We start from the raw sequence: 16096 nt of genomic DNA, 5'->3' as shown, positions 1-16096 counted from the left end.
ACGTTTGATCTTATTGTCATATCCACCTTTAAGATACAAATCTTAAAGGGACAATAAAAACAAAGGCTGTCCAATTTTACTTTTTGGACAGCCTCATTTTTGTTTTTGATTGACCTATGTGTCAGTTAGACAATGTTATAGTTGCTAAAATCAATGGGAGCCGAAATGTGAAAACGTTCCGGTTTTATCTGTTGGAATGAGCGAGGTCATCTCTTTTAATGGAGGTGAAGAGCTAAGGCAACGGGCACATAACCATTTTAACGACAGTAAGCAGAACGACAGGTTATGCGGCTGCTGGTTTTTCTGATTCTTTGGGAGTTTTGTGTTTTTTTATGGATTTGAAATTCAGGACTTTCTGAAAGTAAAACAGGAAGAAGTATCTTCAAATTTTACGCTAATTCTAACGGTCAATTATCACGATGATGGTTTATTCCTTATTACACTTTTGTAAGTTTTTTAAGGTACTGCTTTAATAAGGTGTGTGGAAGAATAATCACTCCGTCATGTTTCACCACAGCTAACTAAAAAAATGTAAAGTTTCAGTAATGTTACAGTAGTAAAAAGAAAAACTTCGATAACTAATTCTAATTGAATAAGATATCGAAGCTCCTCAGTGCCCAGAACAAGACGATTTTGTATTTTCTTATGTGCTTAAAATCAGCTTCTTATAAAGGTTGTAGATTTTTGTTCTCGGTAAAGTCTCTCTTAAATTTCAATGATGTTATTTCTTTGTCAAAGATATGAAAATAAGGTAAGAATAGAAATGTATTCTTACATCCCCATATGTTGTATCATACATTCGGGAACAAGTCAGATACAAATGGGAATCCCTCTTTGTCAAAAGTTACGGATTTTTACACTGTTATAAAATTCAATTTTCGTGATTAAATGTATTGCGCTACATTTAAATGAAAATTGAAAATAATTTTAACTGTGAGAAGGGTATTATTTTTCATACTGTGTAGTCTTCTGTGTCTTGGAAATGTTCAGGCAGCCAATTTTAATTTCAATTCATTAAGTGTTAAAGATGGATTGCCAGATAACTATATTCATGACATAGTGCAGGACAGCTATGGATTTATGTGGATTGTCACGGCAAATAAACTTAGTCGTTTTGATGGGTATAATTTTAAAAATTATCCGCTGATTCCGGAAGGTCCCGACGTGTATTCAATTAATGAGGATGCAAATAAAAATATATGGGTACAGGCGGGAAATAAATATTACCGGTACAATCGGGAAAAAGATATACTTGAGGAGGATATTACTTCTGCACTTCAATCTTTATCCATTCCTTCGAATAATATAGATCTTCTTGTTATAGACCATGATGGAAACCTTTGGTGCCAAACGGAAGATACATTAGTATTTTGTGATTTAAATAATAATTGGCAGTCTTGTATTATTTTACCTTATGGGAATAAACTAGAATGGATTGAGTGCAGGGAAGGTCATGCTTTCTTTCTTTTTGAAGATGGCATGATTGGAGAATTGAACCATGAATACAATAAAATAGTAGAGCGTTCAAGATTATCGTTGTCGGTTTACCCTCATCATAGGATGTATCTGGACCATTCCCTTAATTTGTGGTTTTATACATCGCATTCTCCTGAAGATATTTTACAGTATTATAATCCTGAAACAAAAGAGCTAAAAGCCTTTCGTAATAAGGATAATAAAGATTTCAGCTTTATAACATCCATAATGGATGATGGTCATGGTAATATTTGGATTGGTACGGATAGTGATGGAATAACGGTTTACAATTTGCATGAAAAATCATATAGAAATATCAAGTATGATCAAGAAAATTCGTTCTCATTACCTTCCAACCATATAAAATGTTTTTATTACGACAGTCAAAATATTATGTGGGTTGGAACCAGTAAAAGAGGAATTGGTTATACAGCCATTGACCAGTCTTTCTTTGAAAGATGTAATGTAAGTAATGAAGATGATATTAGTTGTATCCTTGAAGATTATAAGGGTAATTTATGGTTCGGCTTTGATGGGGAAGGAATTTCAAAAATTGATGTCATCACTGATAAATCTACTATTTTCAACCTCGAACAAGGAACTCTACCTGAAGATTTAGTTGTTTGTTCATTCATTGATTCTAAAGGTCGGATTTGGGTTGGAACGTATGGAGGAGGAGTTTGTTACTATGAAAATGAAAAGTTTAATGTTGTAGCTTATAAGACTGAAGCAGGAGAGGAGAATCCTCTTCGGTATATTAGAGCAATTGAAGAGGATGCTGAAGGGAATATCTGGATAGGTACAGTTGCGAAAGGATTGTTTTGTTATTCAAACAATGGTAGTTTCTCTAAATATAGTATTCAAAATAGTGATATACAGTCGAATGGGATTACGGATCTTTACTGCCGACAAGGAAATAAACTCTACATTGGAACTACTGCCGGAGCATGTATTTGGGATGTAGCTTCTGATAATTTTGTACGTGTAATGAACGTTGATCATGATGGATTAGGGCAGGATTCTTATGTAAATTGCATATTCAGAGACAGTCGAAATCTACTATGGATTGGGGGGAAAAATGGAATTTCTGTTCTAGATGATAACCAGAACCTTATTACACACTTAAAAGTAGAGAATGGCCTCACAAATAATTTCGTTAGGGCAATTTCAGAGGATTTGGATAAAAATTTATGGTTAACCTCTGATTACGGTGTCACAAATATAGTTGTTGATTATGACTTGAATTCAAAGACATATCATTTTAGATGTTATCGTTATTATGATGAAGACGGTCTTGGTGATGTAACCTTTAATAACCATTCTATTTTATGTAATACGGATGGTGAAATCTTAATGGGTGGAATAGGAGGCTATATTCGTGTATTGCCGGAATCGATACCAGATTTTAACTATAACCAGCAGATCGAATTCACGGCATTGTATATTGGTAGTGATCGAATTGAAGTAGGAGAACCGTTGAAAAATCAGGAAGTTATACTTGGAGAAAATATTCAATTGCTAAATGAAATTTCTCTGGATTACAAGTATAATAATTTTGCGATCGACGTGTCATCATTCGATTTTCGATCTTTGAATAAAACCATCTTCGCTTATCGTTTGAATGACGATTCGGAATGGATACAATTTAGAGGTAATACAATATATTTTAATGAGCTTTCTCCTGGGATATATAACCTAAATGTTAAGACCGTTACTTCCGATGAAAATAAGAACAGCGCATATTCTTCTCTATTAATAAATATGAGGCCACCATTTTGGCTTTCTCCAATAGCTTATTTCTTATATTTTATAATGATCATACTTACTGCTATTGCACTGGTCATATATTTTCGCCGGAAAAACATGCTGAAGATTAAAATGCATAAATTGGAAATGGAAATTGCCAACCAGAAAGAGATGGAAGAGGAGAAGATGCGTTTTTTTACTAATGTCAGTCATGATTTAAGGACGCCTTTATCGCTTATAATTACTCCATTAGAAAGATTGATTTCATCCGCCAATTTTGAGAAGAACATTATAGAAGAGTTGGAGCTAATATATAGAAATGCTCAACTTTTGATGCGCGAAGTTAACCAACTTCTTGATTTACGGAAATTGGATAGTGGAAGAAGTAAACTAAAATTATCTCATGGTAACTTAAATGATTTTATAAATCAAGTTTGCAATACTTTTACGCCTTATTCAATAAAAAGAGGAATTCCAATTGTCGTGCAGTTAAAGTCATCTTCTATCGAAATGGACTTTGATAGAAACAAGTTACAACGTGTTTTAACAAATTTGCTGTCGAATGCTTTTAAGTTCAATGTCGAAGGAGGAAGTGTTAAAGTTATTGTTGATGTGATAACAGAGTCAGGTAAACAATATGCTTTAATAGAAGTTGTCGACACCGGTATTGGAATAAAGGAAGAAAATCTAAGCAGGGTATTTGACCGGTTTTATCAGGAAACACATCAATCAACTTATATCGGCACTGGAATTGGACTCCATATAGCGAAAGAGTATGTTTTATTGCATGGGGGAGAGATTGAGGTTCAACAGAATGAACCTCAGGGTTCTATCTTCAGAGTAAAACTTCCAATTCAAAACAATCTGGAAAGTTTTATTGAGTCAGAGGAAAACATTGAGCACATTGGAGAAGAAACAAAGGGTGAGGTTCAAGAAGATCCTATATTGATTGTAGAAGATAACGATGACTTCCGACATTTTATTCGCAATTGTCTAAAAGATAATTATCCGGTTATTGAAGCAGGCGATGGGGCAAAGGCACTGGAGATAATGGATAAGCAGCCAGTTAAAATGGTCGTCAGTGACATTATGATGCCTGTGATGGATGGTCTTGAACTTTGTAATAGAATTAAAGGAGATATTCGCTTTTCGCATATCCCGGTTATGCTACTAACCGCGCGAACAGCCGAGGAACATATATTAGAAGGTTTAAAGGAAGGAGCAGATGAATACATTATTAAGCCATTTAATGTTGAGATTTTGCTATTGAGGATTGAAAAACTTTTAGAGTGGAGGAGAAATAGTCATCATAAATTTCAGACAGTTGACATTGAGCCTGGGGATATCACAATAAGTTCTTTGGATGAGAAACTGATTAAGCAAGCTATTCATTTGGTGGAAGAAAATATGGATAATCAGGATTTTTCAGTTGAAGAATTAAGTGCTGAAATTGGAATGTCGAGGGGGCATTTATATAAAAAACTTATGACTATTACTGGTAAATCACCCTTGGAGTTTATTCGTATTATTCGTATAAAAAGAGGCAAACAACTGGTAGAAGAAAGCCAATTGAGTATTTCCGAAATAGCCTATTCTATTGGATTTTCTCCAAAACAATTTTCTAAACATTTTAAAGATCTGTATGGCAAGTTGCCATCAGCATGGCAAAAGCATAATCCATAACAACATTTATAAACAAAATAAATCATTAAAACTTATGAAGAAAACCTAAAAAATTGAGAAAACAGGGAAATGCGCCAACATTCCCCTGAAGAGTTTAACATTTACCCTGACTACTACATACAGGGCAAACACTAACTTATAACAGTATAAAAGTATGAAAAAAAAGAAAAGGTCCTTAATTGGATCTAATTATCGTAATTTATCAAATTACTTAACTATTATTTTTATAACAGTATCGCTTGTTTCTCGAACAAGTGCTGTTATCGGGGCTAATGCCACCAAAACAACCACAAGAACTTCCAGTACCTTTCAACAGGAACATGTTGTAAAAGGAAAGGTAAGTGACCAGACAGGAGCACCGCTACCTGGTGTTACTATAATTATTAAAGGAACAAATCAGGGGACAGTTTCCGACTCTAATGGAGAATTTGGTTTGGATGATGTATCTCCAGATGCTACCCTTCAATTTTCATTTATCGGGATGAAGTTGCAGGAACATAAGGTTGGAGATAAGACTTTCTTTGAAGTTATAATGGAAGCAGATGCCATCGGTCTGGAAGAGGTTGTTGCTGTGGGGTATGGAACCATGAAAAAAGGAGATCTTTCCGGTGCGTCTGTATCAATGGGAGAGCAAGATATTAAGGCTTCGGTTATAACAAATCTTGATCAGGCTTTGCAAGGACGAGCTTCCGGTGTAACATCAATGGCAACTTCAGGTGCTCCGGGCTCATCGGTTTCTATACGTGTTCGCGGACAATCCACAATCAATAGTAATGCAGAACCGCTTTATGTTGTAGATGGGGTTATTTTGCAAGGTGGAGGAACAAGTGGTTCTGATTGGGGACTCGGAGATAAATTGGGTAATGGAAGTGTGTCATCCATTTCTCCGTTATCAACAATAAACCCATCTGATATTCTGTCTGTAGAGATCTTAAAAGATGCATCGGCAACTGCAATTTATGGAGCTCAAGGATCCAATGGCGTTATCCTTATAACCACCAAGAGGGGAAAAACCGGGGAAGCAAAATTTACTTATGAAGGAATGATTGGTGTTCAGGACCAAAGAACTCGTCTTGAGATGATGAATCTTCGTGAATTTGCTGAATATAGCAATTCAGTTGCGATGGAAAACAATGCCTTGGAAAGTCGTAATGAGTTTCTTGATCCTTCATTATTAGGAGCAGGAACCAATTGGCAGGACGCTATCTTTCAAGAGGCTTTTATGCAGCAACATCAGGTTTCAGCCAGTGGAGGTACTGATGCTATAAGATATTACGTTTCGGGTTCGTACATGAACCAGGAAGGTACAATTATTGGTTCAAATTTCGAACGCTATTCGGTACGTACTAACCTTGATGCCCAGTTAAAACCATGGTTGAAACTTGGTTTGACAATAAACTATGCGAATACTAATGAAGATTTAGGCCTAGCCGAAGGAACAGAAGGAGTTGTCAATTATTCGCTGCTTACACCACCTGATATTCCTATTTATGATATTGAAGGTAACTATGCAAGTGTAATACGTGAAGGTTACACCAGGGTGAATCCTATTGCAAATACATTAGATAAGGATCTAACTCTTCAACGCGAGAAACTAAATGGTAACATTTTTATGGATATTTCACCTTTAAAAAATCTTACCTGGCATACCGAATTGGGATATGACATTAATAGCTCAAAAGGTGAATATTTTTTGCCCGTTGTTACCTATGGAAACTGGACCAGAAGTATTAATGAAAACTCCATACGAAGGAATAACGGTACATTTTACCAACTTAAGAATTATCTAACTTATGATAATAAAGTTGGTATGCATAACTATACCCTGATGGCTGGACAAGATGCCTGGTTGTCAAGTTGGGAGTATATGAGTATTTATGCTACCGGTCTTCCAGATAATGAAATACAAAATCCTGCACTTGGTAATGATCCAGTTATCGGGCATGCATTCAATAAAACCTCTATGTCTTCCTTCTTCGGAAGAGGTACCTATAATTATAACGATAAATATTATGGGACATATACATACAGAAGAGACGGTTCTTCCAATTTTGGCCCTAAAAACAGATGGGCAAGTTTTCATGCTTTTGCAGTTTCCTGGAGATTTACTAATGAAAAGTTTCTGGAATGGATGAAGCCGGTTATTACCAATGGAAAAATCCGATTTGGATGGGGGCAAACAGGTAATTCGAATATTGGTGGATACCTTTGGGGAGCTTCAATAAGCCGAATGCCGACCAGTCTTGGAATGGGTTATCGACAATCTAATATTGCTAATCCATATATTCAATGGGAAACACAAGAACAGTTAAATCTGGGATTGGATCTTGGCTTAATAAATGATCGGATTAATTTGACAGTTGATGTTTATGATAAAACCTCGGCAGATATGCTAATGGATCTACAGTTGCCATCATACATGGGAACACGTGGTAATGAATCTTCAGCCTTGGCACCACCTAAAGGAAATTATGGAGAAATTAATAATAAAGGAATAGAAATTAGCATGTTTAGCCGAAATCTAACCGGAGAATTTCAATGGGATACAAAATTTCAGATTTCAGCAAACCGAAATAAACTTGTTGCCCTTGATGGCACCGACAATGCTCATATTGAGGGGTATGGACAATGGTCGGATGTGGTAACGGTAACAAACGTGGGCGAGTCGCTTTACAACTTTTATGGTTATAAAGTTGCAGGAGTTTATACGGATTTGGAAGATATTGAGAACTCGCCTAAAACAGATAAATACCCATCGGATGGTGTATTTAACAGGTATAATACAGTTTGGGTTGGCGATTTGAAATTTGAAGATATTAGTGGACCTGATGGTGTGAAAGATGGTATTATTGATGCCTATGACCGAACAAATATTGGTTCTCCAATGCCAAAGTTTACCTACGGATTAGAGAATACTTTTCGTTATAAAAATTTTGATCTGACTGTTTTTGTTAATGGTACATACGGTAACAAAATCTTGAATTACACTGCGATTAACCTCTCGAATATGAAATCAATCTGGGATAACCAACTGGATAAGGTAACCCAACGTGCTATTCTCGAACCTATTAATGGTGATAAAGTATATGATCAATCTAATGGTATTTCAAGCTGGTATGATGACATTACTAATGTTCAGGTAACAAATCCAGATACAAAAGTACCTAGAGCAATTGCTAATGACCCGAATGATAATGACAGGATTAGTGATCGGTATATTGAAGACGGATCGTATTTACGTATCAAAAATATTACGCTCGGATATACGGTTCCTACTGCAATTACAAACAGGTATCATTTAGAGAACCTTCGTATCTATATGAATATCCAGAATCTATACACCTTTACAAAATATACCGGTTATGATCCAGAGATCGGTGTAAGTACGGTTAATCAGAATGTATATGGATTGGACAATGGTAAATATCCAATTCCTCGCATTGTGTCATTGGGATTGAACGTATCATTCTAATTTTCAAAATGAATAAAATATGAAACGAATAAATATTTTAAGCAAAATATTATCGATTGCTTTGGTTGTTTTAGGATTGTTATCATGCGAAGAGTTTCTCGACCGGCCGACTATCGATAACTACAATGTAGATAATTTCTACCAAACTGATGAACAGTGCTTTCAGGCCGTTAACCCGATTTATAATTCACCCTGGTATGATTTTCAACGTGGGTTTTTCAAGATTGGGGAAGTACTGTCTGGTAATTTTTATTGGGGAGCATCTCCATACATGACATTTACCATTAATTCTACCGATCAGGACCTAGTCAATATGTCTGCGTCATTGTGGGCAGTAAATGCATATTGTAATGGTACATTGGAAAATATTGATTTGAAAGCAGGTCCCGAAGTCAGTGAACAAACAAAGCTTACTGTAAAAGGTGAAGCATTGGTTTGGAAAGCGATGGCTTATTTTTACTTGGTCAGAATATTTGGGGAAGTACCTATCGTTCATAGCAATTCGGCCGAAATCTCAGAGGGTGATTATAATAGCAAATACAAAGCCACTATTCCAAATATTTACGACTATATAATCATGACATTGGAACAGGCAATTGAATGGCTTCCTGAAAAAAATGAGACAGGACGAATTGACCGATATAGTGCCTATGGATTATTGTCTAAAGTATATCTTACAAAATCGGGTTATGGTTTGGATGGATCACGAAATGCTGATGAGCTTCAAAAAGCAGCCCAATACGCCTTGAAAGTTATTGATAACAGTGGACGTGATCTATTGCCGGTTTATTCCGATGTTTTTCGTCTTGAGAGCAACGATAGTCAGGAAAGTCTGTTAGCATGGAAATGGAAAGCAAGTCGGGACCCATGGACTCAAAATAATAGTTTACAATCCGATTTGGCACTTCCTAAATTTTCAGAATTTGCTGATACGTGGGGAGGATACAATGGTCCGTCGGTTGATCTTCAGGATGCCTTCAATGAGAATGCATTAAGTCTAAACAGAGAAAATACCGATAGACGTAGAAAGGCTACTATGATGATGTACAGCGATAATTACGACTATTTCTGGGCGGATAAGGGTGGTTTCGATTGGGCCGACTTTTGTTTGAATGAGCTAAATGAAATACAATCGCCTACAGGAGCAAACTGCGTTAAGCATTTGGTTGGAAACAATAACGATCATGTTCTTGGAATTGGATATGGAATGCAGGGAATGGCAACAAGTTTAAGTACACATTTATTGCGGTTATCTGATGTGTATTTGATTTATGCCGAGGCTGTTCTTGGCAACGATGCTTCAAGTTCTGATGCCAAAGCTCTGGAAGTATTCAATAAAGTTCGCGCTCGCGCTTACGGTATCGATTATGCTGAATTTGTGGGAACAAGCTTAGCGGCAACTTCATTAAGTTTTGATAAAATTTGGAAAGAAAGAAGATTAGAGCTGGCTTGTGAAGGTGATCGCTGGTACGATTATGTAAGGCTTCATTACTACAAACCACAGGAGGCAATTGCCGAATTAAAAGCGCAAAGAAGAAGTTCATATACAGGTTTGTTCTCCTTTTATGAAAGTGGCACACTGGATACTGATGTAACTTATTACGATAAGAATCCAGTAATTCCGAATATTACTGATGATAGTTTTACGCTCCCGTTCCCTGATACGGACTTAACGATGAATAAGCACCTAATGGAACCTGCAGTTGAACACAATATTAGCGAGTATTCTTATTAAAACAACCAAAGTTAAGAATTATGAAAAACGAATATATAAAAAGGACAAGCCAATCAATAGTTTTCCTTTTGATTGGTAGCGTACTGCTATTATTGTCATCCTGCGAGAATGATAGCTATGAATTTGAATTGACCGATGGAAATCCTGAGGTGTTTTATGTGAGATTAACAGATCCAGAGTCTGCAGATTCTTTACTTGTGGCAGCCTATATGGATGATGTTATTTGTTTGGTAGGCAGCAATCTGCGCAGTATTCGTGAGTTGTATTTCAATGATCAAAAAGCTGTTTTAAATACAAGTTTTATTACCGATAACACCCTAATTGTTAATGTGCCGAAAACAATCCCTGACGAGGTAAGCAATAAAATTTATATGGTGTCCTCTGAAGATACAGTTTCATATGAGTTTAGCGTACTGGTTCCAAATCCGGTTGTAAATAGTATGTCGTGTGAATATGCGCATATTGGTAATGAGGTAAGTATTTATGGCGATTATTTTATTGATGATCCAAATGTTCCTTTAACCATAAATATGGCAGGAAATGTTCCGGTTACGCAAATTACGAGTATTGAGAAAACAAAAGTATCGTTTATAATTCCTGAAGGTGCACAAAAAGGCTACATCAATGTTGCCTCAATTTATGGAACAGGGCGCTCAAAGTTTCAGTATCTCGATGATCGGGGAATGATTCTTGATTGGGACAATCTGAATGCTTCAGGAGGATGGCGTTCTGGTGTAATTCGTAACGACAATCCGGTGGAAGGCATTTCCGGTGGCTATGTATATTTTAATGGAGAGATGCAGGGAGAGGTAGGAGCTACCTGGAATGAGGACGGTTTTTCTTTCAATCTGTGGGGTGTTTCCAACGGACGTCCGGAAGGAGATCTGTTCAATACTCCCGTTGAGGAAGCTGTAATGAAATTCGAGATTAATGTACCTCAGGCTTGGTCTGCCGGAGCGATGCAAATGATTTTTACACCTTGGGGATTGAGTGGAACAAACGCATATATTTATGATGATTCAATGCCGAGAGGTGTGTGGGAACCATGGGCAGTTACTGGTTCGTACACAACGGATGGATGGGTTACAGTATCAATTCCTCTTTCTGATTTTAAATATACACGATTTGGATATCCGCTTGAGCTTGCATCTGAAGGAAATTATGGAGGGTTAACGTTTTTTGTTCATGCCGGTATTAATCCTGGAACAACCTGTAATCCTGAAATATGTATAGATAACATTCGCGTCGTACCTGCTGAATAAAAGTAAAATCTAAATGAAAATAGAAATGAAAAGTAAACATTATATATTAACACTAATTATAGTCTTTTCAACGCTTTCTTCAAGCATGTTATTTACGGCTTGCGAGAAAGATGATGAGATGCTGGAAACAGACCAGATGGGAAGCAAGGAAATTACTCTTAAGTCTTATGGCCCATCTCCTGCTATGCGAGGTGGTGAACTTCGGTTTATTGGAACAAACCTCGATCAGGTTACAAGCATTGATATACCTGGAGCAACTGGCTTAACCGATATAACAGTTGTAACTCAATACGAAATAAGGGTAACAATCCCACAATCTGCTGAGCCGGGAATAGTAAAGTTAAATTTTCCTGAAGGAAGTATTTCTTCGCAGTCGGTTCTTAGTTATTCTGAACCAATTTCCATAGATAGTTTTGAACCAGCGCAAGTTAAAGCCGGTCAAAAATTAGCTATTTCGGGAGAATACCTTAATAATGTTGAAGAAGTGATTTTGGCGGATGGGATTCATGTTCTCAAAAAGGATTTTTTAAAACAAACCAGAGAGGCGATAGAATTAACCATTCCAGAAGAAGCACAAACCGGTAAAATAATTGTTTCAGATGGAGCAGACCTATTGTCAGGAGGTGAAGAAATTCCGACTTGGATTTATTCCAGTTCAGATTTAACCGTTGTTCTACCCTCTATTTCAACAATTTCACCTAATCCTGTAAAAGCAGGTAGTTTAGTAGCCATAACTGGTTCTGATCTTGATTTGGTGAAGAGCGTTGTTTTTAAAGGAGACTTTATGGTTGATTCTTTTCAAACTCAAACTGCAACCAAAATTGAATTGAATGTTCCAGAACGCACTGAGGATGGTTTACTTGTTATCATTCCAGCGTCTGGAGTTGAAGTAAGGTCAGAGTCTGAACTAATAATGGTAGTTCCTGAGCTTAATGTTTCTCCAACCACAATAAAGAACGGAGGGGAAATCATTGTAAATGGTACCGATCTTGACCTGATTGAAAAAGTAATTTTTGAAGGAGGTATAGAGGGTACAATCTCAGATCAAACAGTTACCGAAATGACAGTTGTTGTTCCAGATGAAGCTATAAGTGGAGTAGTGCGTTTTGTAACAAAAGCTTTGAAAGAAGTTAATGGGCCTGAGTTAACACTAATTGATCCCGTATTTTCATCATTCGCTCCTCAGGAAGCTAAAGCAAATATGAGCATAACCATTGAAGGAACTGATCTGGATTTGGTTGTGGATGTGGTATTCAGTGGTGGGCTTTCAGGTACTATTGAAAGTCAGTCGGAAACTCAACTTCAAGTTGGTATTCCTGTGGGAGCTTCCAGTGGAATAATTGAGCTTGTTGCTAAAAATGGTGAAAGAATATTTTCTCCTTCCGAAATTACTATTACTGCCAACTTACCTGAAATTACCGGATTTGCTGAGAATAAAGGAACTCCTGGAGAAATACTTACTATACAGGGAACTAATTTGTTGTTAATAAAAGAACTTATTTTCCCAGGTAATATTAAGGCCACAGCTTATGGTATAAAAACTGATGAAACAGTGCAAGTTTATGTTCCACAGGATGCTACAACCGGATATGGAAATATTACTCTAATTACATATGAAGGAGAGCAAGGTCTTTCTCCAGAGATTTTTATTGGAGGAACAGATCCGATTACTGACGCAACTATTATGGTAATGGATTTTGAGCAACATGGCGATCACAATGGATCGTGGGATAACAGCTGGAGCGGAAGCTCAGAAATTCTTACTGAAAATGGAAACACCTTTATACGTTACACATCGTCTTTTGATGGATGGGCATTGAATTGTAATCATCAGTCAAATGGGGCTCCGGCTCCCGTAATTCAGAATATAGAAAATTACATCTTGAAATTCGATATTCGTATTGAAGAAGGGGTAACTGGTGCCGAAAATGCCCAACTTCAGTTTGTATTTGCCGATCAATGGAGTTACTGGTATGGACCTAATTTGTTCCCATCTGAAACTGGTGGTGACTGGATTACTGTTTCAGTGCCTGTAAGTACGTGGGGATTAACCGGGACTTTCGACTTGTCTTCCGGAACGAATGGATTGTACGGCGGGATCATACCCGCAGGTATAAGCATCGATAATCTACGATTTGACCCAATTTAATTAATAGTCTAGTTAGTTTTATATGGATAGTCTTCTCTGTTTTTATACAGAGGGACTATCCTTAATCTGAATTGCTTATGAGTAGGTATTGGAAGTTATTGTGTCTGACGGTATTGCTGTTTGGATGCGGCAAAGAAGAGGAAGAAGTTCCAAATGATGTTATTGCTCCCGAAGTGGTGCAGTGTATGCCTGAAGATGGGGCAACAGCTGTTTCGCTGGAGACAAGTTTGTTTATAACATACAGCGAGGAAATAAAGCTGGGAAAAGCATATAATATTACCTTGAATAATCAGCATGTTGAGGCAAGTGTAGATGGAAGAGTGCTTACACTTAGTGCTGACATGGAGGAGAATACGGATTATATAGTTAACATTACTGCAACCTCGATTCTTGATTTAGCTAATAATTATGCTAAGGCGTATACTTATAGTTTCTCAACTAAGCCTGAAATAATTGTTGAAATCAATCCAACACTTGCGGTAACCAATCCTTCTGTTCAGGCTGTTAACGTATACAACTTTCTAATGGATAATTATGGTAATAAAATTATCTCTTCAACTATTGCAAATGTTAGTTGGAATACTAACGAAGCAAAATGGATTCACCAACATACCGGAAAATATCCGGCAATGCATACTTTCGACTATATTCATTTACGATGGTCTCCGGCGAATTGGATTGATTATTCGGATACAAAAGTTGTAGAGGACTGGTGGAATAATAATGGAATAATTAGTGCATGTTGGCATTGGAATGTTCCATCATATAATGGATCCAGTGAATACACATCAACAGCATCAGAAACAACTTTTAATGCAGGCAACGCCTTGAGAGAAGGTACATGGGAGAATGGGATTTTAAAGGCTGATCTTGAAAAAATGGTAGGCTACCTCAAATTGCTGCAAATCAAAAATATTCCTGTGGTATGGAGACCTTTACACGAAGCTGCAGGAAATATCTATGAGTACAATGGTGGCTCAGCCTGGTTTTGGTGGGGTGCAGATGGGGCAGAATCATTTAAACAGCTTTGGATATATATGTTTGATTATTTTGAGTTGCAGGGTTTGAATAATCTCATTTGGGTTTGGACCACGCAAACCAAAGATGATGATTTTTATCCCGGGGATGAATATGTTGATATTATTGGACGTGATATTTATGATGTGTCAGATGCTTCCACTATTTCTTCACAATTCATTTCTGTTCAGGAAAGATATCCAACCAAGATGGTGACTTTAAGTGAATTTGGCAGTGTTGCACCAATCTCCGAACAATGGAGTGCAGGTGCTAAATGGTCTTATTTTATGCCATGGTACGATTACGAGCGTACCAACAATACCTCTGAACCTGGTTTTTCCAGTACGAATCATGAACACGCTAATGCTGCCTGGTGGCAGAATGCATTTGACCAGAACTATGTCATTACACTTGATCAAATGCCAAGTTTAAAATAACCACATCACATCAATTATAATTATGAAAAAAGAAAGTATCCTGCTATATATTTTAATATTCTTATTCTGTGGATGTCAAAAAGTTTCCAAGCAGGACACAACCAGAGAGAAATTAATCTATGATTTGAATGAAATTCAAGGAAAAGGAATTTTGTTTGGACATCAGGATGATCTGGCTTACGGAGTTGGCTGGGAGTACATAGATGGCGAGTCTGATGTTAAGCGAGTTACAGGAGACTATCCGGCTTTATTTGGCTGGGAACTGGGAGGAATTGAACTCGGACGAAACGTAAACCTGGATAGTGTGCCGTTCTCGAAGATTCATGATTTTGCAGTATGGGTAAACGAACGGGGAGGAATCAATACTTTTAGTTGGCATCCGTATTCACCAATCGACTCTATTGATTCGTGGCACGGCGACATGGTGGTTGTGAAACATATATTACCAGGAGGTACTTATCATCAGGAGTTTAATAACCAACTGGATATAATTGCAGCATTCTTTTTAGACCTGAAAGACAAATCTGGTTCATCAATTCCTTTCATTTTTCGCCCCTGGCACGAGATGGACGGAGCTTGGTTCTGGTGGGGATCCAATTCTTGTACTCCAGTTGAATTTCATAAATTATTTCGCTACACCATCGATTACTTACGAAATAAAGGACTAAATAATATGGTCGTTGCCTATTCGCCCGACTGTAATTTCAACTCGCAGGAAAAATATCTGCAGTGGTATCCGGGTGATGCTTATGTAGATATTTTAGGTATGGATAATTATCACGATTTGAAACAATCGGGTGGAGAGAAGAACGCAATAGATAAGCTACACATAGTTATTGAAGTAGCTAAAGAGAAAAGGAAACTGGCTGCGTTGACCGAAACCGGACTAGAGCTGGTAAATGATTCAATTTGGTACACACAAGTATTAGGAGCCGTTTTAAATGATTCAATTGTGAACGAAAATCTAAGCTATGTTATGGTATGGAGAAACGATTCAGAAAAGCACTTCTACTTTCCATTTCCCGGTCATCAGGCAGCTGCAGATGCGAAGGAACTTTTAAGTCAACCCAACATTTTACTCCTCAATGAATTTAATCAAATTAAAAAATAAACGATATA

Annotated in this window: 7 protein-coding genes; all 7 read left to right on the top strand. The window is 37.1% G+C overall.

Annotation, left to right across the window (positions count from 1 at the left end; all coding sequences use genetic code 11):
* Positions 1-915: 915 nt before the first annotated feature.
* The 7 genes from BMW53_RS18925 to BMW53_RS18895 all read left to right on the top strand — a co-directional run bounded on the left by BMW53_RS18925 (position 916) and on the right by BMW53_RS18895 (position 16088).
* Positions 916-4905: a hybrid sensor histidine kinase/response regulator transcription factor gene (locus tag BMW53_RS18925; protein WP_081804742.1), complete on the top strand. Its 3990-nt coding sequence runs from the start codon at positions 916-918 to the stop codon at positions 4903-4905.
* Positions 4906-5059: 154 nt separating this feature from the next.
* Complete coding sequence (locus BMW53_RS18920) at positions 5060-8377, top strand: SusC/RagA family TonB-linked outer membrane protein (protein WP_083404965.1); 3318 nt, start codon at positions 5060-5062, stop codon at positions 8375-8377.
* A 19-nt stretch (positions 8378-8396) separates the two neighbouring features.
* Positions 8397-10112 carry a RagB/SusD family nutrient uptake outer membrane protein gene (locus tag BMW53_RS18915; protein ID WP_038554978.1) on the top strand — a complete coding sequence of 572 codons (1716 nt, stop codon included), beginning with the start codon at positions 8397-8399 and terminating at the stop codon, positions 10110-10112.
* 20 nt (positions 10113-10132) lie between these two features.
* The gene (locus BMW53_RS18910; protein ID WP_038554975.1) at positions 10133-11374 is read left to right on the top strand and encodes a glycan-binding surface protein; all 1242 of its coding nucleotides are present in this window, start codon (positions 10133-10135) and stop codon (positions 11372-11374) included.
* A gap of 25 nt (positions 11375-11399) precedes the next feature.
* Positions 11400-13523, top strand: a complete 2124-nt coding sequence (locus tag BMW53_RS18905) for a glycan-binding surface protein (RefSeq protein ID WP_175463519.1) — start codon at positions 11400-11402, stop codon at positions 13521-13523.
* 77 nt (positions 13524-13600) lie between these two features.
* On the top strand, positions 13601-14977 hold the full coding sequence (locus BMW53_RS18900; RefSeq protein WP_081804741.1) for a glycosyl hydrolase: 1377 nt from the start codon (positions 13601-13603) through the stop codon (positions 14975-14977).
* A 22-nt stretch (positions 14978-14999) separates the two neighbouring features.
* A complete protein-coding gene (locus BMW53_RS18895) occupies positions 15000-16088 on the top strand; it encodes a glycoside hydrolase family 26 protein (RefSeq protein ID WP_038554969.1) in 1089 nt (362 codons plus the stop codon).
* Positions 16089-16096 lie beyond the last annotated feature (8 nt).

The organism is Draconibacterium orientale (assembly GCF_900111425.1).
Classification (GTDB): domain Bacteria; phylum Bacteroidota; class Bacteroidia; order Bacteroidales; family Prolixibacteraceae; genus Draconibacterium; species Draconibacterium orientale.
Note: the sequence above shows the minus strand (reverse complement) of the source record. Positions and strands in the feature narration are given on the sequence as shown.